The organism is Bradyrhizobium cosmicum (genome assembly GCF_007290395.2).
In the GTDB taxonomy this organism is placed as follows: Bacteria; Pseudomonadota; Alphaproteobacteria; order Rhizobiales; family Xanthobacteraceae; genus Bradyrhizobium; species Bradyrhizobium cosmicum.
The window spans coordinates 4,633,646-4,660,021 of sequence record NZ_CP041656.2 but is presented as its reverse complement, the minus strand read 5'-3'; the positions used below and the strand labels follow the sequence as shown (position 1 = coordinate 4,660,021).

At 63.8% G+C, this 26,376-nt stretch carries 28 protein-coding genes; 12 read left to right on the top strand and 16 right to left on the bottom strand.

Annotated features, from left to right (window positions below):
• Positions 1–379: 379 nt before the first annotated feature.
• On the bottom strand, positions 380–598 hold the full coding sequence (locus FNV92_RS22520; protein WP_143844503.1) for a hypothetical protein: 219 nt from the start codon (positions 596–598) through the stop codon (positions 380–382).
• Between the two features lie 454 nt (positions 599–1,052).
• On the opposite strand from FNV92_RS22520, the gene dusA reads away from it, so the two are divergent.
• The gene (gene dusA, locus FNV92_RS22515; protein WP_244623828.1) at positions 1,053–2,012 is read left to right on the top strand and encodes a tRNA dihydrouridine(20/20a) synthase DusA; all 960 of its coding nucleotides are present in this window, start codon (positions 1,053–1,055) and stop codon (positions 2,010–2,012) included.
• Here dusA and FNV92_RS22510 read toward each other — a convergent pair.
• The 5 genes from FNV92_RS22510 to FNV92_RS22490 all read right to left on the bottom strand — a co-directional run bounded on the left by FNV92_RS22510 (position 2,009) and on the right by FNV92_RS22490 (position 6,745).
• Positions 2,009–2,563: a TIGR02281 family clan AA aspartic protease gene (locus FNV92_RS22510; RefSeq protein ID WP_015686986.1), complete on the bottom strand. Its 555-nt coding sequence runs from the start codon at positions 2,561–2,563 to the stop codon at positions 2,009–2,011. The two genes, dusA and FNV92_RS22510, sit on opposite strands and share 4 nt — an antisense overlap.
• Positions 2,564–2,591: 28 nt before the next feature.
• The gene (locus FNV92_RS22505) at positions 2,592–2,795 is read right to left on the bottom strand and encodes a DUF1289 domain-containing protein (RefSeq protein WP_143844505.1); all 204 of its coding nucleotides are present in this window, start codon (positions 2,793–2,795) and stop codon (positions 2,592–2,594) included.
• 44 nt (positions 2,796–2,839) lie between these two features.
• On the bottom strand, positions 2,840–4,435 hold the full coding sequence (locus tag FNV92_RS22500) for a sensor histidine kinase (RefSeq protein ID WP_168213604.1): 1,596 nt from the start codon (positions 4,433–4,435) through the stop codon (positions 2,840–2,842).
• A 137-nt stretch (positions 4,436–4,572) separates the two neighbouring features.
• Positions 4,573–5,850: a sodium:proton antiporter NhaD gene (nhaD, locus tag FNV92_RS22495; protein ID WP_143844507.1), complete on the bottom strand. Its 1,278-nt coding sequence runs from the start codon at positions 5,848–5,850 to the stop codon at positions 4,573–4,575.
• Positions 5,851–5,872: 22 nt separating this feature from the next.
• Positions 5,873–6,745, bottom strand: coding sequence for an NAD(P)-dependent oxidoreductase (locus FNV92_RS22490; protein WP_015686982.1), 873 nt, complete (start codon positions 6,743–6,745; stop codon positions 5,873–5,875).
• A gap of 194 nt (positions 6,746–6,939) precedes the next feature.
• On the opposite strand from FNV92_RS22490, the gene FNV92_RS22485 reads away from it, so the two are divergent.
• From FNV92_RS22485 to FNV92_RS22470, 4 genes are all read left to right on the top strand, one after another.
• Entirely contained in the window at positions 6,940–7,377 is a 438-nt protein-coding gene (locus FNV92_RS22485) for a VOC family protein (RefSeq protein ID WP_143844508.1), read from the top strand.
• Between the two features lie 108 nt (positions 7,378–7,485).
• On the top strand, positions 7,486–8,628 hold the full coding sequence (locus FNV92_RS22480) for an Mrp/NBP35 family ATP-binding protein (protein ID WP_168213605.1): 1,143 nt from the start codon (positions 7,486–7,488) through the stop codon (positions 8,626–8,628).
• Positions 8,629–8,823: 195 nt separating this feature from the next.
• Positions 8,824–9,915, top strand: coding sequence for a TRAP transporter substrate-binding protein (locus FNV92_RS22475; protein ID WP_015686979.1), 1,092 nt, complete (start codon positions 8,824–8,826; stop codon positions 9,913–9,915).
• Between the two features lie 339 nt (positions 9,916–10,254).
• On the top strand, positions 10,255–10,602 hold the full coding sequence (locus tag FNV92_RS22470) for a YunG family protein (protein ID WP_143844510.1): 348 nt from the start codon (positions 10,255–10,257) through the stop codon (positions 10,600–10,602).
• A gap of 12 nt (positions 10,603–10,614) precedes the next feature.
• Here the strand turns inward: FNV92_RS22470 and FNV92_RS22465 are convergent, their stop codons facing one another.
• A complete protein-coding gene (locus tag FNV92_RS22465) occupies positions 10,615–11,475 on the bottom strand; it encodes a DMT family transporter (protein WP_143844511.1) in 861 nt (286 codons plus the stop codon).
• A gap of 88 nt (positions 11,476–11,563) precedes the next feature.
• Positions 11,564–12,178, bottom strand: coding sequence for a TetR/AcrR family transcriptional regulator (locus tag FNV92_RS22460; protein ID WP_186355535.1), 615 nt, complete (start codon positions 12,176–12,178; stop codon positions 11,564–11,566).
• 113 nt (positions 12,179–12,291) lie between these two features.
• On the opposite strand from FNV92_RS22460, the gene FNV92_RS22455 reads away from it, so the two are divergent.
• From FNV92_RS22455 to FNV92_RS22445, 3 genes are all read left to right on the top strand, one after another.
• Positions 12,292–12,603, top strand: a complete 312-nt coding sequence (locus FNV92_RS22455; RefSeq protein ID WP_143844512.1) for a hypothetical protein — start codon at positions 12,292–12,294, stop codon at positions 12,601–12,603.
• Positions 12,604–12,848: 245 nt separating this feature from the next.
• Positions 12,849–13,523 carry a response regulator gene (locus FNV92_RS22450; protein WP_143844513.1) on the top strand — a complete coding sequence of 225 codons (675 nt, stop codon included), beginning with the start codon at positions 12,849–12,851 and terminating at the stop codon, positions 13,521–13,523.
• A gap of 67 nt (positions 13,524–13,590) precedes the next feature.
• Entirely contained in the window at positions 13,591–14,919 is a 1,329-nt protein-coding gene (locus FNV92_RS22445) for a sensor histidine kinase (RefSeq protein ID WP_416377762.1), read from the top strand.
• A gap of 244 nt (positions 14,920–15,163) precedes the next feature.
• Here FNV92_RS22445 and FNV92_RS22440 read toward each other — a convergent pair whose 3' ends face one another.
• The 5 genes from FNV92_RS22440 to FNV92_RS22420 form a co-directional block, all read right to left on the bottom strand.
• Positions 15,164–16,765 carry a TRAP transporter large permease gene (locus tag FNV92_RS22440; protein ID WP_143844515.1) on the bottom strand — a complete coding sequence of 534 codons (1,602 nt, stop codon included), beginning with the start codon at positions 16,763–16,765 and terminating at the stop codon, positions 15,164–15,166.
• Positions 16,762–17,301: a TRAP transporter small permease subunit gene (locus FNV92_RS22435; RefSeq protein WP_015686971.1), complete on the bottom strand. Its 540-nt coding sequence runs from the start codon at positions 17,299–17,301 to the stop codon at positions 16,762–16,764. The genes FNV92_RS22440 and FNV92_RS22435 overlap by 4 nt, the downstream gene beginning before the upstream one ends.
• A gap of 419 nt (positions 17,302–17,720) precedes the next feature.
• Positions 17,721–18,755, bottom strand: a complete 1,035-nt coding sequence (moaA, locus tag FNV92_RS22430) for a GTP 3',8-cyclase MoaA (RefSeq protein ID WP_015686970.1) — start codon at positions 18,753–18,755, stop codon at positions 17,721–17,723.
• 108 nt (positions 18,756–18,863) lie between these two features.
• Entirely contained in the window at positions 18,864–19,367 is a 504-nt protein-coding gene (locus FNV92_RS22425; protein WP_143844516.1) for a hypothetical protein, read from the bottom strand.
• A 149-nt stretch (positions 19,368–19,516) separates the two neighbouring features.
• Complete coding sequence (locus tag FNV92_RS22420; protein WP_143844517.1) at positions 19,517–20,191, bottom strand: HAD-IA family hydrolase; 675 nt, start codon at positions 20,189–20,191, stop codon at positions 19,517–19,519.
• A gap of 155 nt (positions 20,192–20,346) precedes the next feature.
• Between FNV92_RS22420 and rpiA the strand changes: the two genes are divergently transcribed.
• From rpiA to gor, 3 genes are read left to right on the top strand one after another with little or no spacing between them, the layout of a single operon-like run.
• Complete coding sequence (rpiA, locus tag FNV92_RS22415; protein WP_143844518.1) at positions 20,347–21,072, top strand: ribose-5-phosphate isomerase RpiA; 726 nt, start codon at positions 20,347–20,349, stop codon at positions 21,070–21,072.
• Positions 21,073–21,074: 2 nt separating this feature from the next.
• Positions 21,075–21,620: a DUF2059 domain-containing protein gene (locus FNV92_RS22410; RefSeq protein WP_143844519.1), complete on the top strand. Its 546-nt coding sequence runs from the start codon at positions 21,075–21,077 to the stop codon at positions 21,618–21,620.
• A 46-nt stretch (positions 21,621–21,666) separates the two neighbouring features.
• Positions 21,667–23,055: a glutathione-disulfide reductase gene (gene gor, locus FNV92_RS22405; RefSeq protein ID WP_143844520.1), complete on the top strand. Its 1,389-nt coding sequence runs from the start codon at positions 21,667–21,669 to the stop codon at positions 23,053–23,055.
• Between the two features lie 8 nt (positions 23,056–23,063).
• Here gor and FNV92_RS22400 read toward each other — a convergent pair whose 3' ends face one another.
• Positions 23,064–23,327, bottom strand: coding sequence for a hypothetical protein (locus FNV92_RS22400; RefSeq protein ID WP_143844521.1), 264 nt, complete (start codon positions 23,325–23,327; stop codon positions 23,064–23,066).
• A 162-nt stretch (positions 23,328–23,489) separates the two neighbouring features.
• On the opposite strand from FNV92_RS22400, the gene FNV92_RS22395 reads away from it, so the two are divergent.
• On the top strand, positions 23,490–23,738 hold the full coding sequence (locus FNV92_RS22395; RefSeq protein ID WP_143844522.1) for a DUF6894 family protein: 249 nt from the start codon (positions 23,490–23,492) through the stop codon (positions 23,736–23,738).
• Positions 23,739–23,964: 226 nt separating this feature from the next.
• Here FNV92_RS22395 and FNV92_RS22390 read toward each other — a convergent pair whose 3' ends face one another.
• Both FNV92_RS22390 and FNV92_RS22385 read right to left on the bottom strand, forming a co-directional pair.
• On the bottom strand, positions 23,965–25,260 hold the full coding sequence (locus tag FNV92_RS22390) for a DUF892 family protein (protein ID WP_143844523.1): 1,296 nt from the start codon (positions 25,258–25,260) through the stop codon (positions 23,965–23,967).
• A 103-nt stretch (positions 25,261–25,363) separates the two neighbouring features.
• Complete coding sequence (locus FNV92_RS22385; protein WP_143844524.1) at positions 25,364–26,371, bottom strand: alpha/beta fold hydrolase; 1,008 nt, start codon at positions 26,369–26,371, stop codon at positions 25,364–25,366.
• Positions 26,372–26,376 lie beyond the last annotated feature (5 nt).

The following is a 26,376-nucleotide window of genomic DNA, read 5'->3' as shown; positions in this document are numbered from 1 at the left end:
TAATCCGAAGAACAGATTTTCGCTTCCAATTCATGCACATATGGTCTTAGAAGAGCCAGGCAGCAGAGGCTTGATCAAATCCAATTTCCCAGTCGGTCCAATACTTTGGTAAGCTGATTGAGGTCGGAATATCTCAGGTAAATGAACGGCTTAGATCGAAAATTTTCTACGGCCCCCATGATGGACTGGAGCAGCTAGCCGTAAAGCTGCTGCTTCATCAGATAGTTGACTCGCCGCGCAAAGCTCGCGGCACACTTTTGGCACCCGACACTAGGCGGCGTGGACGAATTTGAGCAAGTATCTGGCGGTGGCGCATCGAGCGGCGCAAAACGCTTTGCTCAACGCGAGGCGGCGTGGATAAATTGGCGGCGCAAAGGGATTATCGCGGACGGCGAGCGACCTCGATTGCTGCTTCGACCAAGTTCGCGGCGACCTCTTTGCCAAATGTGTTGATAGTGATCGGACCTTCGTCCGGTACACTGACATCAAAGAGCACATCCCCTTCGTCGCAGAGCACCTCCAGACGAATGCCGTCGAAGGACACATCCGATGCCCATTGGTATTCCGCGGTGCGATCCTCGAGTGTCAGCGTTCCCATATGGAGAGACTATCGTAGACCAGTTCCATTCGCTACCGATCCCGCGACGGCAGACACAGGTGATAATGCGATGCGCAGGACGTGATTGACGTGGCGCGAGAGGTTCATCTAGCAAACTCGCAACCAAGCGATCGAAGTCGTTTGCATAGATCATGCGAACGAGGGCCGCCAACGGACGAGCGCGTGCTCGCATCGCGTTAGAAGATTCAGCTTCCGCAGGCTTCGCGTCCCGGACCTAGCGGCAATTAGATTTATCGCGGCACACCAAGTCGCATTCCAAGAGTTGCGATGGTAAAACCCGTTGCACACTTTTGGCACACCGAAAACGGTCTGGAATCTGAACCAGCAACTATCTCTTTGAATCTGTAGCGGAAAAATTCAGCCGGTTTTCGTTGCATTGGACCGATAAGGCGGCTAAGTCTCTGATATGGAATACAAATTTTCCGTCGCCCCGATGATGGATTGGACTGACCGGCATTGCCGGGTGTTCCACCGTCACCTCAGCCGGCGGGCGCTGCTCTATACGGAGATGCTGACCACTGGCGCCATCATTCATGGTGACCGGGCGCGGCTGCTTGGGTTCGACGCGGTGGAGCATCCGGTGGCACTGCAGCTTGGCGGATCGGATCCGCAAGAGCTCGCGACGGCTGCGCGGATCGGCGCGGAGTTCGGCTATGACGAGATCAACCTCAATGTCGGCTGTCCGTCCGATCGCGTGAAAGACGGCCGCTTCGGCGCCTGCCTGATGGCGGAGCCGGAGTTGGTAGCGAGGTGCGTCGAAGCGATGAAGCGTGCAGTTGCCGTTCCCGTCACCGTCAAATGCCGCATCGGCATCGACGACCAGGATCCGGAAGTCGCGCTGGATACGCTCGCGCGCGCGGTGGTCGCATCCGGCTGCGACACGCTGATCGTGCATGCCCGGAAAGCCTGGCTCAACGGTCTGTCGCCGAAGGAGAACCGGGACATCCCCCCGCTCGACTACGATCGCGTCTATCGGCTCAAGCGCGCGATGCCGAACGTACCTGTCATCATCAATGGCGGCATCCGGGGCATCGACGAGGCCAAAGCGCATCTCGGACACGTCGACGGCGTGATGCTCGGCCGCGCCGCTTATCAGGAGCCGTGGCGGCTGCTCGCCGTCGATTCTGACATCTTTGGCGAGGCTGCGCCGCATGCAACCATGCAGGACGCGCTCGAAGCGATGATGCCCTATATCGAGCAGCAGCTTGCGCGCGGCACGCGGCTGCATGCGATCACGCGGCATTTTGTCGGCGCATTCCATGCCGTGCCCGGCGCACGCGCGTTCCGTCGCCATCTTGCCGAGCAGGGGGTGAAGCCGGGCGCCGGCCTCGAGGTGCTGCGCGATGCAATCGCTCGTGTCGGTGCGCGCGTGCCGGCGGAGGCGGCGGCCTAATCCACTGCCATGCGTGAGCGGCGATGGTTGCTCTGGAGTTCCGGATAGCCGGTGAGCATCAGCTTGTCGGCGCGCACACCCCAGCTCTCCAGGCGATCGAGGAAGCTCATGCCGAGCAGATTGGTCTTCATCTGTCCGCGTTGCACGACGAGCGCCGGCACCGACTTCTCGACGAGGTGGCCGACGGAAAGACGGTCGAGCGTGAGGCGAGCCGCCTTGGTGTGACCGCCCGCGGTTTCGAGATCGACGTCGTATTCGAGCATCTCGAGCGGCAGTCCGATCGCCTTCGCTGTCTCCCAGGTCAGCACGACGGAGGTGGCGCCGGTGTCGATCACCATGGGTGCGGCGACGCCGTTGATCTTGGCGCGCAGCGCGAATTCGCCGCCTTGGCCGCGCGGGATCTGCACCGCCGGAGCGGGCGACGCGGTCTGTCCGCGAAAGATGTGCGAGACCCTGTTGCTCGCGCGCACGATCTGATCGGGATCGCCGTAGGCGACGACCGCACCTGCGGTGCCGGCGAGCATGATGAGAACGAGCAGGAAGCGGATCATCGCGCGCCTCCGAAGGCGCGCAGGCCGGTCAGGCGCGTTTCGGTGATCCCGCGATCGGCACGAGTCCGGCGTCCGCCATGCGTGTCGGCAACAGCGCCATGACGGACAGGCGTTCCTGACTCTCTATGGCATGCCAGCGCGCGATCTCCGGCAAGGTCCGGCCGCAGCCGAAGCACAGCTTGGTCTTGGGATCGATCATGCAGACTGCGACGCACGGCGTTTCTTTGCTCATTTGGATATTGTGCGGGATTGTCGGGCAATTCTGCAAGCATCTCGTTAAGAGCCCGTGCCTGCGCTCATGATCGGCCTGTTGCGCGGCCGGCGCTTCTCCTCGGGAACAAGGGAGCTCTCCGGCTGCAGCGGCGGTGCATCCTCCGACAGTGGCGCCAGCGCGCTCATCACGCGTTCCGGCGGGAAGGTGACGATCACCTCGGTGCCGATTCGCAGCTTCGATTTCAGCGTGAACGTGCCGCCGTGCAGGTCGATCAGGTTCTTGGCGATCGGCAGGCCGAGGCCTGCGCCCTGTTCGGCCGATTTGATCGAGTTCGAGCCCTGGCCGAACGAGGCGAGCACGATCGGAATTTCCTCCTCGGGGATACCCGAGCCGGTGTCTTTCACCGAGAGATATTGTCCGCCCGAGGCAGTCCAGCCGGCCTTGAGCCAGATCTCGCCGCCTTGCGGAGTGAACTTGATCGAGTTGGAGAGCAGATTTAGCACGACCTGGCGGATCGCGCGCTCGTCGGCCCAAAGACGCGGCATGGCCTGCTCGAACACCTCGTGGATGGTGATGCCGCGGCTGGAGGCGCGCAGCTTCATCAGATGATGGCAATCGGCGACGATGCCGACCAGCGAGACCGCTTCCTCGTTCAATTCGTAGCGGCCGGCCTCGATCCGCGACAGATCGAGGATTTCGTTGATGAGGTTGAGCAGATGCACGCCGGAATTATGGATATCGGCGGAATATTCCTTGTAGACCGGCACCGCGTGCGCGCCAAAAATTTCGCTTTTCATCACCTCCGAGAAGCCGAGGATCGCGTTCAGCGGCGTGCGCAGCTCGTGGCTCATCTGCGCGAGGAAGCGCGACTTGGCGACGTTGGCGGCTTCGGCGCGGTGCCGCGCTTCGTCCGAGATCGCCTTGGCCTGTTCAAGCTCGCCGATCAGCGCATCTTTCTCGGCGCGTGCCTCCAGCGTGGCAAAGGTCGAGGAATGCAGGCGGTGCGCCAGCAGCACGAAATAGCCTTCGGCCGCAAGCGCCAGCGCCGCAAGAATGTAGTTGTCCAGCGAGCCGGTCATCGCAAAGTTCAGCGCCATCGCAACCGCAACCGGCGCGGTGGCGGCAAGGGCTGCGATCGGCAGATTGGCGGCGAGCATGCTCGATACCGCGATCACCAGCAGCATCAGGAACATCATCAGCGTTTCCGTGACCAGGTCGAGCACGGGATGGATCAGGATCGCCATCCAGCACAGGCCATAGAGCAGGTCGAGCACGACGAAACGCGTCTGCCACGCCCGCGTCGCGGTCGGTGAGGCGGGCTCTGCCAGGAAGCGGTGGCAACTGCGAATCATCGCGGCGTGAATGCAGAGCATGCCCGCCGTCCAGGCCGCGGCCGGGATCGGCTGCATCCACAGTCCGAACAGCACGCCGGTGGCGACCACCAGCAGCATCACGACATAGGAGGCCGACAGCCGCGTCTGGGCGTATTGGCGCAGCATCTCAGCGTCGAAGGCCGGCCGGGTTCCACTGGTCGACGTTAACTTGTCGCGCGCTTCGCGCACCCGCTGCGCCGCAGCCCGTCGGCTGCTCGCCGACGGAGCGCTGATTGGCTCGGCCGGAAGCTGCACGACTTCAGGCTTTTCAGCGGGGTTACTCATCAAGCAACACGATTCCTGCCCGCGTCGGACGCGGGCCTTCTGCATTGTCTATCTCTGGCAAGAAATCCTTAAGAGGTGACTTAAGGAGCTAAAGAATTACGTTAACGCGGCGTTAATTCTTGGCGCGCTGATGCCGCTCAGTGCAGCCACGCATGCTGCGCGACGTAGACGACCGCCCCCGCCAGATAGCCCGCGAGAGCGGGGACAGCGATGCGGCGGCCGTACCAGAGGAACTCGATCCGTTCGAGCCCCATGGCGGCGACGCCGGCGGCAGAGCCGATGATCAGGATCGACCCGCCGGTACCGGCGCAATAGGCGATGAATTCCCAGAGGAAGCTGTCGGTCGGGTAATGGGCGAGGTCGTACATGCCCATGGTCGCGGCGACCAACGGCACGTTGTCGATGACGGCGCTGAGCAGGCCAAGGACGACGACGATGATATCCTGGCGGCCGATCGAGGCATCCAGCCATTTGGCCAGCATCGACAGCAGACCGGCATGTTCGAGGCTGGCGACCGCGAGCAGAATACCGACGAAGAACACGATCGAGCCCATGTCGATCCGGGTCAGGGCATGAGCGAGCGACAGCGGTCGACGCACATGCTCGTCCTTTTCGCGATGCGCGATCTCGCCGGCCAGCCAGACGATCCCTAGTCCGAGCAGGACGCCCATGAACGGCGGCAGATGGGTGACCGTCTTGAAAGCGGGCACCGCGATCAGCACGCCAAGCCCGAGATAGAACATCAGGTTGCGCTCGAACCGCTCGACGGCGAGCAGTCCGTCGTCCTTCGGCGGTGCCGCGATGGTCTTGCCCTTGAGCGCAAAGCTGATGAAGGCAAGCGGCACCAGCAGATTGACCAGCGAGGGCAGGAACACCGCGCCCATGATCTTGAGCGGCGAGATCTGTCCGCCGATCCACAGCATGGTGGTGGTGACATCGCCGATCACGGTCCACGCGCCGCCGGCATTGGCGGCGATGACGATGAGGGAGGCGAACAGCAGGCGGTCCTCGCGCCTTGCGATCAACCGCTGGATCAGCGAGATCATCACGATCGTGGTGGTGAGATTGTCGAGGATCGCGCTGAGGAAGAACGTCACGAAGCCGACCAGCCACATCAGCTTGACCTGGCTGGTCGTGCCGATGCGGGAGGTGATGACCTCAAAACCGTCGTGGGCATCGATCACCTCGACGATGGTCATCGCACCGATCAGGAAAAACACGATCTGCGCGGTCGAGGCGACGGATTCGTCGAGTTGACGGCCGACCAGCGTATGGTCGCCCGTCGCCATGGCGTAGATGGTCCACAGCAGGCCCGCGCCGAGCAGCGCGGACGCGCTCTTGTTGACCCCGATCGGATGCTCGAGGGCAATCGCCGCATAGGCCAGAACGAAGATTGCGGCGAGTGCGATCAGCAAGGCTGGATCAATCCGTCAGGTGTCAGCGATTGAGGCGCGCGAGCAGGCTCGACGTATCCCAGCGCTTTCCGCCCATCTTCTCGACCTCGGAGTAGAACTGGTCGACGAGTGCGGTGACCGGCAGATTGGCGCCGTTGCGGCGGGCTTCGGCGAGCGCGATCGAGAGGTCCTTGCGCATCCATTCGACAGCGAAGCCGAAATCGTACTTGTCCTCGTTCATGGTCTTGTAGCGGTTCTCCATCTGCCAGGACTGCGCCGCGCCCTTGGAGATGGTTTCGATCACGGCCGCGACGTCGAGGCCGCTCTTCTTGGCGAAATGGACACCCTCGGAGAGGCCCTGCACGAGGCCTGCGATGCAGATCTGGTTGACCATCTTGGTCAGCTGACCGGAGCCGGCGGGTCCGAGCAGTTTGCACATCCGCGCATAGGCACCCGTGATGATCGGCTCGGCGCCGGCGTAAACGTCCTGCGCGCCGCCGCACATCACCGTCAGCACGCCGTTCTCGGCGCCGGCCTGGCCGCCGGAGACCGGGGCATCGATGAACTTGAAGCCGGCCTTGGTTGCGGCCGCGTCCAGTTCGCGCGCGACTTCGGCGGAGGCGGTGGTGTGGTCGACGAACGTCGCGCCCTTCTTCATGCCGGCGAACGCGCCGTCGGCGCCGATCGTGACCGAGCGCAGGTCGTTGTCGTTGCCGACGCAGCACATCACGAAATCCTGGCCTTCGGCGGCGGCCTTCGGGGTCGCCGCGGTCTTGCCGCCGAACTTGTCCGCCCATTCCTTCGCCTTGGCCGCGGTGCGGTTGTAGACGGTGACCTCATGGCCCCCTTTTTTCACGAGGTGTCCGGCCATGGGGAAGCCCATCACGCCGAGACCGAGGAAAGCGACTTTAGCCATGTGTGGTACCTTGTCCGTAGCTTGAGTTTTACGGTTGCAGCCGGGCGAGGGGCGCCAGCCGGCGTTCTCGAGGTTCCGCCGAAAGACGGATCGGGCGCACCATAAACCCTTGAGGCCGGAGGGCAACGGCTTCGTTTGGCGGCCTCCTGTGCTAGGATGCGGAGCCAAGGACTTCAAGAAAAGGGAGCGAAAGCATGGGCGGCACAAGTGTCGGCATCCTCGATCATTTCAACATCCGCACCCGGCATCTGGCCGAGACGGTGCGCTTCTACGAGGACGTGCTGGGCCTCGAAAAAGGCGCCCGGCCCGATTTCGCCTTCCCGGGCGCGTGGATGTACAGCGAGGGCAAGCCGGTGGTGCACCTCGTCGATATTTCTCCGACCTCGGAGCCGCAAAAGCCGGATTCCGGCGTGGTCCACCACGTCGCCTTCGTCAGCCGCGGATTCGACGGCATGAAGCAGCGGCTGACCTCCAAGGGCATGAAATTCGACGCCCGCCAAGTGCCCGGCGGGGAGCTCTGGCAGATCTTCGTCTACGACCCCAACGGGGTCATGATCGAGCTGAATTACGAGGCGGCCCTGGAGCAGGGCGCGGCACCCGTCGAGATGGCTGGTGATATCGGCAGGCAGTAGCCTTTTGGCCGTTTCCGCTCTAATGGGGCATCCTCAAGCTTTGAGCATGATCTGATCGGAAAACCGCCCACACTTTTCCGGATCATGCTCCACTCCAGGAGATGCGCTTTGAGCGTGACGCAGCAACAGGTTCTCGACAGCCTCGCCCGGATCAAGTCGCCCCGCGGGGTCGCGCTCACCAATGCCAATGTGCTGAGCGCGATCAGCGCCGCCGACGGCAAGGTGTTCTTCTCGATCAACGTCGATGCCGCCGAGGCGCGGGCCTGGGAATCCGTCCGGGCCGAAGCGGAGGCTGCCGTGCGCGCCATTCCCGGCGTCACCACGGTGATGGTGGCGCTGACCGCCGAGCGCAAGGCCGGCGCCGCGCCGCCTCCGCCGCCAACGCCGAGCCGCGGCACGCCCGGCGTGCAGCCGGTCCATGCCCACAAGCCGCCTCCGCAGGGCGGAGCCCAATCGCCGATGGCACGGCAGTCCGAGATTCCGGGCGTCGCCGCCGTGATCGCGGTCGCCTCCGGCAAGGGCGGCGTCGGCAAGTCGACCACGGCGCTCAATCTGGCGCTCGGCCTGCGCGATCTCGGCCTCAAGGTCGGGTTGCTCGATGCCGACATCTACGGCCCCTCGGTGCCGCGGCTGACCGGGCTGCACGAGAAGCCGGAGCTGAACGGCGAGCGCAAGATGATTCCGCTCCGGCGTTTCGGCCTCGCCATCATGTCGATCGGTTTCCTCGTCGAGGAAGAGACCGCGATGATCTGGCGCGGTCCGATGGTGATGTCCGCGGTGACGCAGATGCTGCGTGACGTCGCCTGGGGCACGCTCGACGTGCTTGTCGTCGACATGCCGCCGGGCACCGGCGATGCCCAGCTCACGCTGGCGCAGAACGTACCGCTGAAAGGTGCCGTGATCGTCTCGACCCCGCAGGACCTGTCCCTGATCGACGCGCGGCGAGGGCTTGCGATGTTCAGGAAGGTCAACGTGCCCGTGCTCGGCATCGTCGAGAACATGAGCTATTTCCAGTGCCCGCATTGCGGTACCAAATCCGACATCTTCGGCCACGGCGGGGCGCGCCACGAAGCCGAGAAGCTGGGCGTGCCGTTTCTGGGCGAAATCCCGCTGCACATGGCGATTCGCGCCAGCTCGGACGCCGGCAGCCCCGTGGTCGACAGCGAACCGGACGGGCCTCATGCGGCGATCTACCGCGCCATTGCGGGCCAAGTCCGAGACCAGCTCAAGGGCGTTGTCGCCACAGTCTGAGCCGGTCTTTTCCGGGGACATGCGACTTTCGTAGAGCCCCGTCATGCCAATGTCGCGTTCCGAAACCGGGCGGTCCGTGTTAAAGGCCCTCGGCAGTCAAGCCCCTTCGGTTCGACGCGGCCCAAAACGCGTCGCCGGAATGAGCGGCAGCAAAGAGGAAGTTAGGGGAAACGCCCCAGCAAGGAGAGCCTGAAGATGAAGCGTCGTGATTTTCTGAAAGTGTCGGCAGCTGGTGCTGCGGCAACCGCCGCGGTGGCCTCGCCGGCGATCGCGCAATCCTCGCCCGAGGTGAAGTGGCGCCTGACTTCGAGCTTCCCGAAGTCGCTCGACACCATCTATGGCGGCGGCGAGCAGGTGGCGAAGTACGTCGCCGAGATGACCGACAACAAGTTCCAGATCCAGGTGTTCGCCGCGGGCGAGATCGTCCCCGCCCTCCAGGCGCTCGACGCGACCTCGAACGGCACGGTCGAGATGTGCCACACCGTCTCGTACTATTATGTCGGCAAGGACCCGACTTTCGCGATCTACGCCTCGGTGCCGTTCGGCCTCAACGCACGCCAGCAGAACTCCTGGTGGTACCAGGGCGGCGGCATGGAGCTCGGCAACGAGTTCTTCAAGAAGTCGAACGTGATCGGCTTCCCCTGCGGCAATACCGGCACGCAGATGGGCGGCTGGTTCCGCAAGGAGATCAAGACGGTTGCGGATCTGTCCGGCCTCAAGATGCGCATCGGCGGCATCGCCGGCCAGGTGCTCCAGAAGGTCGGCGTGGTGCCGCAGCAGCTCGGCGGCGGCGACATCTATCCGGCGCTGGAGAAGGGCACCATCGACGCTGCCGAATGGGTCGGCCCCTACGACGACGAGAAGCTCGGCTTCGCCAAGGTCGCCAAGTACTACTACTATCCCGGCTTCTGGGAGGGTGGCCCGACCGTGCATTCCTTCGTCCACCTGGACAAGTGGAATTCGCTGCCGAAGAACTATCAGGCGATCCTCACCAACGCGATGGCCAACGCCAACAGCTGGATGGCCGCGCGCTATGACATGCAGAACCCGGCCGCGCTGAAGCGTCTGGTCGCCGGCGGCACCCAGCTTCGTCCCTTCACCAACGAAGTGCTGGAAGCCTGCCTCAAGGCGACCAACGAGCTGTGGGGCGAGATCTCGGCCAAGAACCCCGACTTCAAGAAGTCGATCGACGCGATGCAGGCCTACCGCTCCGACGAATATCTGTGGTGGCAGGTCGCCGAATACACCTACGACAGCTTCATGATCCGCTCGCGCACCCGCGGCTGATCTCACGAGCAAGTCGCAAGACACGGAGCCCGGCCTCGCTCGCGAGGCCGGGCTTTTAGTTTGCGGCGCATGTGCGGACTCAAAGTCCGCAAAACAACCCCATGCACAGTAGACGCGGGGTGCGGGAAAATGGCCCGATGGCGGCCGACAACAGTTTGACTGACCGGGTAAATTTGCAGGAAGGCGCGTCCGCTTCGACACCGCTCGCAATGACACGCGGACGGAGGTGCGCTCGGCCGCGCAACGAACCCGTTTGACACGTCGGGCAAAATAGTGGCATAAAGCGATTATCGAATAATCCGAAATTCGGTCTCGGCGCCGATCCGTTGGGAGCTGACGATGCGCTTCGATCCGGATGATATTCAACGCTCACTGCGCAAGGCCTGGTCGCTGTCGACGGCCAGCCAATGGACGGCGGGCAACCCCGCAGCCGGACAATGCAACGTCACGGCGCTGCTGATCCACGAACTCTTCGGCGGTGACTTACTGAAGACGCCCCTGCCGGCCGGCGATCATTTCTACAATCGGATCGGAGGCCAAAGGTACGACTTCACGGCGAGCCAGTTCGAGCGGCCGATCGCCTACATGGATTTGCCGACAGATCGGGCCGACGCAGAGCAGGGAGCAACAAGCGACCAGCTGGCTGAACTCAGGGCCGCGTTTCAGCGGCGGGCACCAGCTCGGTGAGACTGTAGGCGCTCAGCCTGGCCGAGTGCTCGGTCTGACTTGCGTAATGGCGACGCCGGAGATCGCGAGCAGGCCGCCGACGATCAACCTCGGGGTCATGCGCTCGCCAAGGAACAGCACGCTCGACGTCAGGGCGAACACCGGCAGCAGCAGACCGAAGGGAGCGACGCGGCTCATGGAGCAGCGGGCGATCAGCCAGAACCAGAGGCCAAAGCCGATGATTCCGCCGATGAAGATCGTGTAGGCGAGGGCGAGCCAACCATTTTCATCCGCGGTGGCAAGGCTCGCCAACTGTCCGTGTTCGAGCAGCAGCGATATCACCATGACCTGCGGCACCGTGAACAACGACGACCACCCCATCAACATCAGCGGATCGAAAGGGCCGTAACGTTTGGTCAGGACGTTGGACACCGCGAAAGCGAAGGCTGCTCCGATCACGAGCAGCAGCGGCAGCGGGTTGGCCGACGGGCCGGGCTGCGCTGCCAGCACGACCACACCGACGAATGCGAGCACCACGCCAGCGGACGTGATGAGGGACGGTCTCTCCGCGAGCAGCGGCCAGGCCAGCAGGACGGTGAAGGGTGTGGCGAGCTGATATGCGACCGCCGACATGCTGCCCGAGCCGAGGCCGAGGCCGACATAGAACAGCCCGAAGTTCAGTCCGCCGAGGAAAAACGAAATGGCCGCGATGGGGCCAAGCTGTCGGCGCGTGGGCCGCTTGACGAACGGAACGAGCAGCAGAGCGATGGCGAGGAAGCGCAGCGCGAGGAAGAACAGCGGCGGAAACTCCGTCACGCCCACCTTGATCGCCACGAACTGGTAGCCCCAGAGCAGGGGAACGGCGACGGCGCAGACGATCTGGAGAGCCGACATGACATTCGTCCTTTCGAGACCGTTCAGTCCAGATATTGGTGCGCGGATGGCGGAAGGCGCGGCATGATCGTTCATATGATCGGGTGGCTCACTTGATGAAACGATCGAGAAGAGCGTCAGCGGTGGCCTTCGACGTGGTCCGTGCCGGGGCCGTCTTTCCGACCACGCGCAGCCCCTCAACGAAACAGACCAGAATTCGGGCGGCACTCGAGGGCTCGACACCATCGGCCAGCAGGCCCGCCGCCTTCGCGCGGGACAATGCAGCCGCCAGCCTGGTCTCCATCGCTTTGAAGAAGCCCGCGATGCGACGGCCAACTTCAGCGTCCTGGCCTGCCAGTTCCATGGCTGTCGCCACGAGCAGGCATCCGCGCCGGCCATTGGCACCGCTGGTGCGGTCGACGTAGCCGGCAAGGAACGCCCGCAGGCCTTCGACCGGCTCCCTGTCGGGGGCAAGTTCGATGTCGATCCGGGTCAGGGCATCGGCGATGTAGCGATCCAGCGCACGCAGGAACAGCGAATGCTTGTCGCCGAAGGCGGCGTAGAGACTGCCGCGCGATAGCCTGGTCGCACGAAGCAGATCGGGGAGCGCTGTGGCGTGATAGCCGCGCGACCAGAACACCTCCATCGCGCGTTCTACCGCGATGTCCACGTCGAAACTTCGGGGACGGCCACGGGCCGACTGCACTGGGGTCTGCTGGCTCATTGTTGATATATAGACCAATCGGTCGTAAAAGAGCAAGCAGACGATCTGCATTGGTGCTCTGAACCTCGTCCGGGCTCAGGACGTCAAACTCGGGACACTTCAGGGTATTTGCCTTGTCCACCGATTTGACCAGCCTTTTTCATGTGCCAACGTTGATCCTCGTATGGATCGCCACACTCGCCATCGCGGGCGGGCCGCTGCTTTGGAGGTTCCTGAACTACAGGCCGGTGACTCGCTGCGGGATCCTGCGAGGCGTGGCGAACCTTGTCGCAACCGGGAGCTGGCTGACGCTTGGCATAGCCGCGGTCAATGCCCATGAGCGCGGCTTGATCTCGGTGCTCACGAGCATCTTCGCCATGGCGTTCCTGCTTGCCGGAGCGGCCGGCAGCTCGTTGCTGATCGCGCGCTTGTGTTCCGCTGAGTAGTCCTAGCGCGGGACACGCGCAGATCAGTTGTCTCCGCACGCGAACGATCTCCATGAGAGGCAGGGCACCCGCGTCGCATTGGCCGCGGCGGCAACCAAGTCGATGCGCGAAGCTTACACCGAGCTGACGAAGCCCGGAACGGCGGCCAGGACTGCCTTTTTGCTGGCCGAAACCGCGAAGATGGTGGAATAGAGCAACGATGCGGCGCGAGCCGTGGTTGCACCGGAACATCCGGCGGGAATGCAATGCGCCTTCTGATCGTCGAGGATAATGCCGAACTGTCGCGGCTCGTTGCCGCCGGGCTGGCGGCAGCGGGCTACGAGAGCGATATCGTCGGCAGTGCCGCCGAGGCGCGCGAGGCGGTCAGCAGCGTCAACTATGCCGCAATGATCCTCGATCTCGGCCTGCCCGACGGCGACGGCCTGTCGGTGCTGCGCGAATTGCGCCGGCAGATGGAGCCGCTGCCGGTGCTGGTGCTGACCGCGCGCGGCGGCTTGCAGGATCGCGTCACCGGCCTGCGCAGCGGCGCCGACGATTATCTCGCCAAGCCGTTCGCGATGGAGGAGCTGGTGGCGCGGCTGGAGGCGATCCTGCGCCGTCCCGGCCAGTTGCTCGGCCGTTCGCTGCGCCTCGCCAACCTCGTCTACGACACCGAGAGCCGCCAGATCTTCGTCGACGACCAGCCGCGGATCATCTCGGCGCGCGAGACCTCGGTGCTGGAGATCCTGCTGCGGCGGCAGGGGCGGGTGGTGCCGAAGAAGAACGTCGAGGACCACATCTTCGGGCTCGAAGGCGAGGTGGCCTCCAACGCGGTAGAGGTCTACGTTTCGCGGCTGCGCAAGCAGCTCACCGAGCACGGCGCCAAGGTCGTGATCCACACCATCCGCGGCGTAGGCTATCTCATGGCCGAGGAGAAGTAGCGTGGCTGCCGGCGGGATCTTTGCCAGGTCGCCGACATTCAAATCGCTGATCTGGCGGATCGTGTTCATGCACATCGTCGCGGTCGCGGTCGTCGCGATCTTCCTGCCGCTGGTGCTGTTCTGGCTGCTCAATTCCGAAGTCGACCAGCTGCACCGCGAAGGGATGCGCGCGCAGGCCGAAGTGCTGGCCGAGCGCATCGTCGCCGCACCGGACGGCCTGCTGACGTTCAACCTGCCGGACAGCCTAAGGGGACTCTATTCCGAGGCCTATGGCCGCTATCTCTACGACATCCGCGATGCCGACGGTCGCTTGCTGTTCTCCTCCCGCCGCAAGACGGGGGCAGCGGCGGCACAGGCGCCGCCGCTGCCCGAGTCGATTTCCGGCGCCGGCGTCACGCGCATCATTGACGGCAAGATCCTGCGCATCCGTGTCGCCGAAGATCTTTCGCATCGTGACGTCATCATCGACGATATCATCTCGAATTTCTTCCGGCGGGTGGGCTGGATCACCATTCCGATCCTGCTGATCCTGCTTGCCGCCGACATCATCATCTTCCGTCGTGCCCTCGCGCCATTGTGGAAGGCGTCGCAGGAGGCCAGCAATATCGGGCCGGCACGCACCGACATCCGTCTGCCGACGCAGCAGATCCCGCGCGAGATCCTGCCGCTGGTCACCGCGGTCAACCAGGCACTCGACCGGCTCGAAGACGGCTTCCGGGTGCAGCGCCAGTTCACGGCCGACGCCGCGCATCAATTGCGCACGCCGCTCGCGATCCTGCGGACGCGGATCGAGACACTTGGCGATGGCGCGGCACGCGAGGTGCTGCATGCCGACATCGAGGGCATGAGCCGCATCGTCGCGCAGCTGCTGGAGATCGCCGAGCTCGACACCCTGGTGCTCGATCCCGGCGAGACCGCGGATTTGCGCGCCGTCTGCGCCGAGGTGGTCGCCGGGATCGCGCCGTTCGCGATCGCCCAGCACAAGGATATTGCGCTGAAGGGCACGGACGCGCCGGTGCTGATCCACGGCAATTCCGAGATGCTCCAGCGCGCGATCGTCAACCTCGCGGAGAACGCCATCAAGTTCACGGCAAAGGACACTTCCGTCGATATCGAGGTGAATGACGACGGTTCGGTGCGGGTGCGCGATTGCGGTCCGGGCATCGCGGAGGCCGAGCGCGACCTGATCTTCCAGCGCTTCTGGCGCGCGGACCGTCAGCGCAGCGACGGCGCGGGCCTGGGGCTCTCGATCGTGCGCGGTGTCGCGGACGATCACGCCGCCACGGTCGCGGTGGAGAATTTGCCGGGCGGCGGCGCGGAGTTCACGCTGCGGTTTCGGCTGGCGGAGAAGGCGCTCTCTTCATCCTCGCCTGGAGGGCAGGGCGATCGCATTTGACATCTCGGGAGGGCCCGAGCAAGCGCCTCGTCCTTCGAGACGACCGCTGCGCGGTCTCCACAGGATGAGGCTGAGCAGCAGCTTTGCCTGTCGAAATGCCGCCACGCGCTCCGTCCTCATCCTGAGGGCCCGCCGCAGGCGGGCGTCTCGAAGGATGGCCGCAACCGAGTGCTCGTCACGTTTTTCGTCGTCTGCGATCGCCCTGTCCTCCAGGGGGGTAAGAGGGCAGTGGCGTCAGTCGTAGCTACTTCTGCGGTGGTCCCAGATCGAGCGGCGGCAGGTCGATCTGCGGCACCTCGATCTTGACCTTGTCGAGATCGACGTTGAGCGGCTTGTCGAGCAGGCCCGTCACCGTGACCGGGAAGATGATCACGAGCAGCACCATGATCATCTGCAAGCCGATCCAGGGGACCGCGCCCCAATAGATGTCGGAGCTCTTCACTTCCTTCGGCGCGACGCCGCGCAGGTAGAACAGCGCGAAGCCGAACGGCGGATGCAGGAACGAGGTCTGCATGTTCACGCACAGCATCACGCCGAACCAGATCAGCGCAGCGTCCGGTCCCACCACCGGCGCGAGAACCTTCTGCGCGATCGGCGCGATCATCGGCAGGATGATGAAGGCGATCTCGAAGAAGTCGAGGAAGAACGCCAGGAAGAAGATGAAGAGGTTGATGAAGATCAGGAAGCCCCAGACGCCGCCGGGCAGCGAGGTCAGGAGATGCTCGAGCCAGACGCCGCCGGAGACGCCCAGGAACACCACCGAGAAGCAGGTCGAGCCGATCAGGATGAAGGTGACCATGCAGGTGAGGCGCATGGTGGATTCGTAGCCCTGCTTGATGAGGTCGCGCAGGTCGGGGATGCGGGCAGCCTGGATGCAGATCCAGGCCACGGCGATATAGCACACTGCGAACGAAAGCCTGAACACCAGGTTCTCGGTGAACAGCATCGCGACGATGGTGCCGATGCCGGCGGCGATCACGCCGATGATCAGGATCCTGCGGTCGTTCGTGGTGAAGTCCTTGTGATGGATCGCCGCGAGCACGATCGCGCCGACCGCGCCCATGGCGCCGGCTTCCGTCGGGGTCGCAAGGCCCATCATCATGGTGCCGAGCACGACGAAGATCAGCACGGCGGAGGGGATGATGCCCATCAGGCACTTCTTCCACAGCGCCCAGCCGTTCAGCGTGCGCGCTTCCAGCGGCACCGGCGGCACGTGGTCCGGCTTGATCAGGCCGAGGACGAAGGTGTAGCCGGCGAACAACATGATCTGGAACACCGAGGGACCCCAGGCGCCGAGATACATGTCGCCGACCGACTTGCCGAGCTGGTCGGCGAGGACGATCAGCACCAGCGAGGGCGGCACCAGCTGCGTGATCGTGCCGGAGGCAGCGAGCACGCCGGTGATGTAGCGCATGTTGTAGCCGTAGCGGATCATGATCGGCATCGAGATCAGCGCCATGGCGATGACCTGCGCCGCCACCGTGCCGGTGATGGCGCCGAGGATGAAGCCGACGATGATCACGGAATAGCCGAGGCCGCCGCGGATCGGGCCGAACAGCTGGCCCATCGAATCCAGCATGTCCTCAGCGAGTCCGCATCTCTCCAATATCGCGCCCATGAAGGTGAAGAACGGAATCGCGAGCAGCAGCTCGTTGGAGAGCACGCTGCCGAACACGCGTCCGGGGATCGCCTGGAGGAAGTTGAGGTCGAAGAATCCGAGATGGATGGCGAGGAAGCCGAAGGAGAGGCCGACCGCCGCGAGCGTGAACGCGACGGGGAAGCCGATCAGCATCGCCAGAACCAGACCGCCGAACATCAACGGCGGCATCATCTCCAGCGTAATCATTGGGTCGGCCTCTCGTACTTGGCGTCGATCGTGACATAGCCCTTGAGAGCCGCGATACGCTTGATGACTTCGGAAACACCCTGGAGCGCCAGCAGGACGAAGCCGGCGGGGATCACGAACTTGATCGGCCAGCGGATCAGGCCGCCGGCATTGCCGGACATCTCGCCGACGCTATAGGCCTGCATGAAGAACGGCCATGACAGATAGGCGAGCAGCAGGCAGGAGGGGATCAGGAAGCAGAGCGTGCCGATCATGTCGAGCCAGAGCTGGCCGCGCTCGGAGAGCGTCAGATAGAAGATCTCGACCCGCACATGCTCGTTGCGCTTGAAGGTGTAGGACGCGCCGAACATCACCAGGATCGCGAACATGTACCATTGCAGCTCCAGCCAGCCGTTGGAGGAGTTGCTGAAGGCGTAGCGGATCATGGCGTTGGCCGCGCTGACCAGGCACGCCAGCAGCACCAGCAGGTTACAGACGTACCCGATCTTTTCGTTGAGGAGGTCGATGGCGTTGCTCACCGCCAGCAAGGGACGCATCTTACTTTCTCTCCGTCGCGGCCATGAGCGTGATCCGGACCCGGTGGGCCGCGCCAGCGCGAGTTGCGAAGCGGCTTTCCGAAGAGACCAGGCTCGAACAACAACCTGAAGCGCGATGAGATGATTGATCCCATCTCATCGCGCTTCAGACTTCACGGGAGGCTTCAGCACGCATCGCTCGGCCCGCGTGCAAAGTGCACGCGACCGTACGGATCGTTTTCCGAAAGCGATTGCGGCTTCAGTCCTCCCCTCGTGCCTTGCCGTCTTGACCGCGACCGCCAGAGGGGCGGGCCGGCTTATTGCTGCCGGGCAAGCAAAGGCGGGTGCACCAAACCAGCGGGTTTGCGTGCCGTCAATCGGAAAATGGACAAATTGACGCGCGCTCAAAAGCTTAGGTTAGCGACGCTGGCGCGAATCCCTCAACCGCCGGTCACGCTCATATGCCGGGAGACGCTGGGGCGGTCATGGCGGCGGTCGATGATGAAATCGTGGCCCTTGGGCTTGAGCCCGATGGCGCGGTCGATCGCATCCGCAAGCAGTGCATCCTCGCTCGATGCACGCAGAGGTTTGCGCAAATCGGAGGCATCCTCGTGGCCGAGGCAGGTGTGCAGCGTGCCGGTGCAGGTGATGCGTACCCGGTTGCACGATTCGCAGAAATTATGGGTCATCGGCGTGATGAAGCCGAGCTTGCCGCCGGTCTCGGCGACGCTGACATAGCGTGCAGGCCCGCCGGTGCTCTCGGCCAGATCGGTCAACGTGAACTGCTGGGCCAGGCGCGCGCGCACCAGCGACAGCGGCAGATACTGGTCGATGCGGCCCGAGCCGATCTCGCCCATCGGCATGACTTCGATCAGCGTCAGGCCCATGCCCTTGCCGTGGGCCCAGCGCATCAGCTCGGGAAGCTCGTCCTCGTTGAGGTTCTTCAGCGCCACCGCGTTGATCTTCACGCCAAGGCCCGCGGCGCGCGCGGCCTCGATGCCTTCCAGCACCTTGTCGATCTCGCCCCAGCGGGTGATCTCGCGAAACTTTTGGGGATCGAGCGTGTCGAGCGAGACGTTGATGCGGCGGACGCCGCAATCGGCAAGCTCGCTGGCGTGCTTGGCGAGTTGGGTGCCGTTGGTCGTCAGCGTCAGCTCGTGCAGGGCGCCGCTCGAAAGATGGCGCGACAGCGAGCGCACCAGCGTCATCACGTTGCGGCGGACCAGCGGCTCGCCGCCGGTGAGCCGCAGCTTCTTCACGCCCTTGGCGATGAAGGCCGTGCAGAGCCGGTCGAGCTCCTCCAGCGTCAGCAGGTCCGCCTTGGGCAGGAACGTCATGTCTTCCGACATGCAGTAGAAGCAGCGCAGGTCGCAGCGGTCCGTCACGGAGACCCGCAAGTAAGAGATGGTCCGCCCGAACGGATCGGTCATGGCGCTCGACAGCGCGGCGCGGGAGCTCGCGGAAGGTCCGTTCATACAAATGCCTTGTCACTTACGGCGACGGGCGCACCTTTTGCTTCAGAGGTGCTCTGGAAGCAATCTAAGCATCAGGTGCGACAAGGACAATCGTGCAGTGCACGGAGATCAGCGCTTGCCCGCGTTCGGATCGGGGAACGGCGAGCCCGCAGCAGGAGCCGCCTCGGCCGGGGCCGCAGCGGGCGCGGCTGCGGCTGGTTTCGGCTTCTTCGGCCGGTGCGGCTTGCGAACCGGTTTCAGCGGCGCGGCCGGCTGAAGCTCGGCGAACACCGGATTGGGGTCGGTGGTGACCGAGGCGGGCGTGGTGAAATCGCCGGGATTCCTGATGACGTTCACCGGCACGCTGGCCGGCTGGTACTTGGGCAGCGCGAAAGCGACCGTGAACGGGGCGTCGGGAGCGGGAACCGAGACGGAGCAGGGGGTCTTGCAGCCCGAACCCAGCGAGGTCGTGGCGTCGGCGCCCGGCGGATTGGATTCGAGCCGGACCTGAACGGTCGGCGGCGCCGATTTGAACATGTCCCAGGACATCGAAGGCGTCGAGGAGCAGCCCCCAAGACTTGTTGTCGCCAGGAGGCTTGCCCCCGCTAGCGCAATCGCGATGACACGATGCATGACCATCCACTTCTACTGCGACGAACCGCCACATCCCCGGCCGGACCATAGGAGTGTCGTTTCGGGCAGGCAACCGGCGCGCGGCGCATAGATAATAGATGATTAACGCAGGGTTCCGAAAAATAGCTGTGTGAAATCAGCGGTTTGGGCTAGCCTGTCATCAGGCTGAGGGCAGCCGCCGGCAGGTCGCGCATGTGATGGATCAGCCGGTCCGGCTTCAGCTCCGCGATCGGCACGTCCGTATAGCCGAAGCTGACCCCGATCACGGGCACCCCGGCCCGGCGGGCCACGCCCACGTCGGTTCCGGCATCGCCGACCATGATGCTGGCCTTCACATCGCCGCCGGCGCGCGCCACGGTCTCGCGGAAGATGGTGGGATCCGGCTTCTGGACCCCGAATGTGTCGGCGCCGCAGATCGCCGCGAAGCGACGGCTCATGTCGAGCTGGTCCAGCAGCCGCCTGGACAGCCATTCCAGCTTGTTGGTGCAGACCGCCAGCCGGTGGCCCTGGGCGGCAAAATGGTCGAGCGCGGCCTCCAGCCCCTCGAAGGGCCGGGATTCCACCGCGATGTTGTCGGCGTAATAGGCGATGAAATCCGCCGTCATCCGGTCCATGTCCGCGAGGCTCACGGTGCGGCCCTCCGCCTCCAGGCCCCGCTCGATCAGCTTGCGGGCACCGGCGCCGATCATGTTGCGGGCCGAGGCCATCGGGACAGGCGGCAGCCCTTCGCGGTCGAGCACGTAATTCAGCGCGGTGATCAGGTCGGGCGCCGTATCCACGAGCGTGCCGTCGAGATCGAAGACGAGGGTGTAGGAGGAGGTCATGGTGCAAGCGCTACCGGGCCGGCCGGACCCGCGCAAGGGGCGGCGCCATAAGATCAGCTTATGGGCCTGTTCCCGCGAGGAAAACGAGGCTACACAGGCCGCCGCAAGCGGCCAGACTCGGCGGCACACTCTATTCAATCGGGGGCGGGCGCATCGTGAACATGGACCAGTTGAAGCGGCAGGCTGCGGCGCGCGCCCTCGAGGAGGTGCGCGACGGCATGCAGCTCGGGCTCGGCACCGGCTCGACCGCCAAGCATTTCGTCGAGCTGCTCGGCGAGCGCGTCGCCGCCGGGCTCAAGGTGATCGGCGTGCCGACCTCCGAGGCGACGCGCCTCGATGCGATGCGCTGCGGCGTGCCGCTGACCACACTGGACGAGATCGACCATCTCGACATCACCATTGACGGCGCCGACGAGATCGATCCCGAGCTCAATCTGATCAAGGGCGGCGGCGGCGCACTGCTGCGCGAGAAGATCGTGGCGGCCGCTTCGGATCGCATGATCGTGATTGCCGACGACACCAAATGGGTGCCGACGCTCGGCCGCTTTCCGCTGCCGATCGAGGTCATCCCGTTCGGGCTTGGCGCGACGCGCCGCGCGATCGAGAAGGCATTTGCGGAATGCGGCGTTTCCGGGCAAATGGCGGTCCGCAAGGCCAAAGGCGGCGACAAGGACGGCCACGTTTTCGTCACCGACGGCGGCCACTGGATCCTCGATGCCCAGCTCGGACGTATCGTGGATCCACCACGCCTCGCCGAGGCGTTGAGCGCGATCCCCGGCGTGGTCGAGCATGGGTTGTTCATCGGCTTGGCCAGCTCGGCTGTTTTGGCGGGTGGCGAGGGAATCCGCGTAATTGAACGGCGAAAGCCGAAAGGAGACTAGGAATGACGAGCGTATTGAAGTTTTTGCCGGCCGCGACCCTCGCTGTGGGACTGGCGCTCTCGGCCGCTCCGGCCCTCGGGCAGCAGGCGGCCCAGCCCAAGGCGGCTGCCGCGCCGGCCCAGCCGAAGGCCACGCCCGCGGCGGTCGCCGCGGCCAAGGAGATTTTGCAGATCAAGAACGCCACTGCGATGTATGCCGGCGCCGTGCCGGGCCTGGTTCAGAAGACCAAGATCGCGCTGCTCCAGCAGAACCTGAACTACCAAAAAGACCTCAACGAGGTGGCCCCGATCGTCGAACAGCAGCTGATGGGCCGCCAGAACGAGATCGGCGACGGCATGGCGCAGATCTATGCCAGCGAGTTCACCGAGCAGGAGCTGAAGGATCTCGTCACCTTCTACAAGTCGCCGCTGGGCAAGAAGCTGATCGACGCCGAGCCGCGCGCCATTGGCCTCAGCATGGCCTTCATGAACTCCTGGGCCCAGAACTTCTCCGAGACCGTGATGGGCGCCTTCCGTGCCGAGATGCGCAAGCGTGGCAAGGAAATCTGACAATACCTATCTAGTCAGGAGTTGATGGCAGAGGTCGGAGTGGACAATGGCTGAATTCGACGTCGACCTCTTTGTCATCGGTGGCGGCTCGGGCGGCGTGCGTGCCGCCCGCATCGCGGCCGGCCACGGCGCCCGCGTGATGATCGCGGAAGAGTACCGCATGGGCGGGACCTGCGTGATCCGCGGCTGCGTGCCGAAGAAGCTGTTCGTGATCGGCTCGCATTTCCGACACGAGCTCGAGGACGCCGCCGGCTTCGGCTGGACCGTTCCGCCCGCCAGTTTCGACTGGCCGACGCTGATCGCCAACAAGGACAAGGAGATCGCGCGGCTGGAGGCGGCTTACACGACCAATGTGGAGAAGTCCGGCGCGCAGATCGTCAAGAGCCGCGCGGTGATCGAGGACAAGCACACCGTCCGCCTGCTCGAGAACGACCGGAAGATCACGGCCCGATACATCCTGATCGCCACCGGCGGGGCGCCCAACCACGGCGCCTCCATTCCCGGTATCGAGCACGTGATCTCCTCCAACGAGGCGTTTCACCTTGAAAGGCTGCCGAGGCGGATCGTGATCCAGGGCGGCGGCTACATCGCGCTGGAATTCGCCGGCATCTTCGCCGGCTTCGGCTCCGACGTCACCGTGATCTATCGCGGCGACAACATCCTGCGCGGCTTCGACGAGGACGTCCGCACTCACGTCCGCAGCGAGATGGAGAAGCAGGGCATCACCATCCTGACCGGCTGCACGGTCGCGAAGGTCGATCGCCATGGCGACGAGTTCACCACGCATCTGTCGAACGGCTCGAGTCTCGCGTCGGACCAGGTGATGTTCGCGATCGGCCGTCATCCGGCGGTGGCCAATCTCGGCCTGGAAAAGGCCGGCGTGGCCATCAACCCCGCGAATGGCGGCATCGCGGTTGATCATTTCTCCAGGAGCTCGGTCGACAGCATCTATGCGATCGGCGACGTCACCCACCGCTTCAATCTGACGCCGGTCGCGATCCGCGAGGGCCATGCCTTCGCCGACACCGTGTTCGGCAAGCGCGAGGTGCAGGTCGATCATTCCAGCATTCCGACCGCCGTGTTCTCGCAGCCGGAGGTCGGCACGGTCGGCCTGACGGAGACCGAAGCGCGCGCGCAGTTCAGCCACGTCGACATCTACAAGACGAATTTCCGCCCGATCAAGGCGACGATGTCGGGCCGCGACACCCGCGTGTTGATGAAGCTCGTCGTCGACGGCTCGACCGACCGCGTGCTCGGCTGTCACATCGTCGGCGATTGTGCCGCCGAGGTCACGCAGGTGGTCGCGATCGCGATCAAGATGAAGGCGACCAAGGCCGATTTCGACTCCACCATCGCGCTGCATCCGACCGCGGCCGAAGAGCTCGTCACCATGCGCACGCCGACCGCCCGCCACGTGCAGCAGGCGGCGGAGTAGGGTTGCGCTCAGCGGACGGTCTCTGTGCGGGCGGCAGATTCGGCACCGGGGGCCAAAGATGCCTTGTGCATCGAGACGAAGGTTCGTCCCATCGTGACGTTCTTCTGGGCGCGGATTTGCGAATTGTCGTAGGTCCAGCATTCCCCGGAATCGTCGAGAAAGACGACCCAGAGCAGATTGAATTCCGCTCCATAGTCGATGAGGACGTGGGCGTAGCCGTCGCCCTTGGGCGTCACGACGGGAATGGGCGGGTTGAGTTGCAAAATGGACAAGTATGCTCCGGGGTCTGAATTCCCGGACCAACGTGGGTTGGCGTGCTGCGTTCCTGCAGAACGCAACTCCGTTCCGACGCTGCGCGGCAGCCCGCCGCTACCCCGCTATTTTTTTGGAACGTGCGCTCGAACCGTCACTTGGACTTGACGGAGTGCGAAGCGATGCCGCGATACTACTTTGATCTGCTGGACGGCGACATTCTTGCTGTCGACGAAGAAGGAGTCGAGCTTCCGAATTTGCCGGCCGCGCAAGCGGAAGCGGCGAGATCACTAGCCGATATGGCGCGCGATGCTGTCCATGATTCCATGGCCGCCGTCGACAGACGCGACCTCGCGATTGAAGTGAGGGATGCCGACGGTCCCGTGATGCAGGTCAAGTTCACGTTCGAGGTCGAGAGATCAAGGCACTAAGATCGCTTCACGCGATCTCTGGGACCTTGCCCTTGCCCAGGCACGACTTGCATTTGACCGGATAGATTTTGCGACCTGGCCGAGCCGGCTCGGGCTTCGGAAAGCCGGTTCCTTCGCACAACTGGCAGGTGCGTTCCTTGATCTTTGGGGACATGCTGAATCCTTCCGCTATGGCGAGGCGGCCCCCATTGGGGGCCGCCTTGTTCAGTTGACGCTCGGTCGTTGACTAACCTCCGGCCGGCTCATCCTGGACAAAGCTCTGTTCGATCGGGGCCGGCATCTTCGCAACCGACATCAGCGATCGCGCGACCTGATTGAGCAACTGGTCCGCGTTCTCCTCCTCCGCCAAATTCTTCGAAAGGAGCGCGACGACGGCACTGTGACGCAGCTGCTGGGCCAGGTTGCGGGCAGTCGTGTAGCCGGAAATTTCGTAATGCTCGACACGCTGAGCCGCACCGATCAAGGCGAGATCCGCGGCGGCATTATCCTTCCTGGCACCCTCTTTGATCACTTCTTCGCCTTCTTCGACAAGCCCCAGCATACCCTTGCAGGCCTTGGCGCGCGGCTTCTTGCCGAGTAGTTCGAAGCACTCATCGAGACGCTCGATCTGGGCTTCGGTTTCGGCCAGGTGAACGGTGAAGAGCTCGCAGAGCTGATCGTAGCGTGCGGCTTCGATCATCTGAGGCAAGGCCTTTGTCAGTTGCTTCTCCGCATGCAGGAGGTCCCGCAGTTGGTCGATGAGCAAGTCGTCTAGGCCAACAAGAGGTTCTGACGGCGAGCTCTCGGCAACGATGGAGGCTGCTACGCCGGGATCACTGCTCTGGAGCGCAGGTGACTCCGTGAAAATCCAGTCGTCGCCCTCGTTCCATGGGCCTCTCGTGTCGATTTCGCCGTTGTCTCCCGATCCGGTCGAATCGTTGAAGAACTGGTCCACCAGTCCCGGCGTTGGAGCGATACGACCGATGCTAAACGTGGGCTTGTTCATGCTTTCCAACGCGCGCGAAAACGCCTTCATATGGGTGATCTCACGCGTCATCAGGAACTGCAGCGCGTCCTTGGTGCCTGCATCATCACAGAAATTGATCAAGCGCTCATACACGATCTTGGCACGCGCTTCCGCGGCAATGTTGCTGCGGAGATCGACGTCGAGTTCACCGGTGATCTTCAGGTAGTCCGCCGTCCAGGCACTGCCCTGCGAGTTGAACAGATTGACGCCGCCGCCCCCGGCGATCGCGATCAACGGATCGGCTTCCGCCGCTTCGCGATCGAACTTCATGGGCTTCAAGTGCAGCCGCGCGAGCGACCCGACCACTTCGAGATGGCTCAGTTCCTCGGTTCCGATGTCCATCAGGAGATCCTTGCGATCCGGATCTTCGCAATTCAGACCTTGGATGGAATACTGCATGGCGGCCGCCAGCTCACCGTTGGCCCCACCGAATTGCTCCAGGAGCATATTGCCGAACCGCGGATCCGGCTCGTCGACCCGAACAGTGAACATGAGCTTCTTGACGTGATGATACATGATAGACCTTTGTTTGCTGGAGATGCCGGGCCAACCGAGAGCTGTATCGGACGTTCCTAATTCGGATCGTGCACGATCATATCCCCTCGGGATGATCAGGATCTCAATGCAGCGTTTCCGCCGCGGCCTCGTCGACCGCAGCCATGAGGTCGGCCGTATCCGACTGCTGGATCATGTGACCCGCATTCGGGACACGGCGCATCTTGCTGTGCTTGATTTCGTCATGCAGCCGACCGGATTGCTCGTCGATGTCGATGAGGCGATCGTCCTCGCCGGCGAGGATGGTGACGGGCATGGCAAGCTCGCCATAGGTCTTCGCAGACAGCATTGCCGAAGGCACCATCAACGCGGCCTCGGCCGCTCCGGCACGAAGCTGCGATGGGCGAACCGCCAGCGATTTGGGGAAGCCGTCGAATTTCTGCGGGACCGACTTCGGCCCGAACAGCTGCCGCAGCATCGCCGGCCACATCAGGCGGCTGAGGATTGGCGAAATCGTGTGACTGAGTATGTCGCCGAACCCCGGGATCGCCGGCCCGGCCATCGCCATCATCGCGTCGGTGCGGGCTGTCGGGAAATAGTAGCCGGATGCAAGTATCAAAGCTTCGACGAATGACGGGTGTCTGCTTGCGAGTGCGACCGCGACCGATGCTCCCCAGGAATGTCCGAGCACGATTGCCTTTTCGACGCCCAGATGCGCAAGCGCCTCCTTGAACAGGTCGGCTTGCGCCGCAGGCGTCCACACCACGTTGCGAGGCCTCAGGCTGTGGCCGAAGCCGGGGCGGTCGAATACGATAACGCGATATTCCTTGGCTGCGAGATCGATCAGACCGCTGGACTCGAAATCCTGGATCATGCTGCCATTGCCGTGGAGCAGCACAAGAGGACGACCGGATCCCCGCTCGACATAGTGCAGGCGCACGCCGTCGATGTCGATGAACCGTCCTTGAGGCGGGTTATCGCGTTGCGCCTTGTCCGCAAGGCGCCGATTGACGACGGCAGCGGCGGCCATCAAGCCGGCCGTGGCGGCGAGGGCGGATACGATGGGATAGTTCCCGAGAGTACGAAGAGTCATGGTCGCCAACGACGGCGAGCGTTTTTTCAGGATGCGCATGTGCA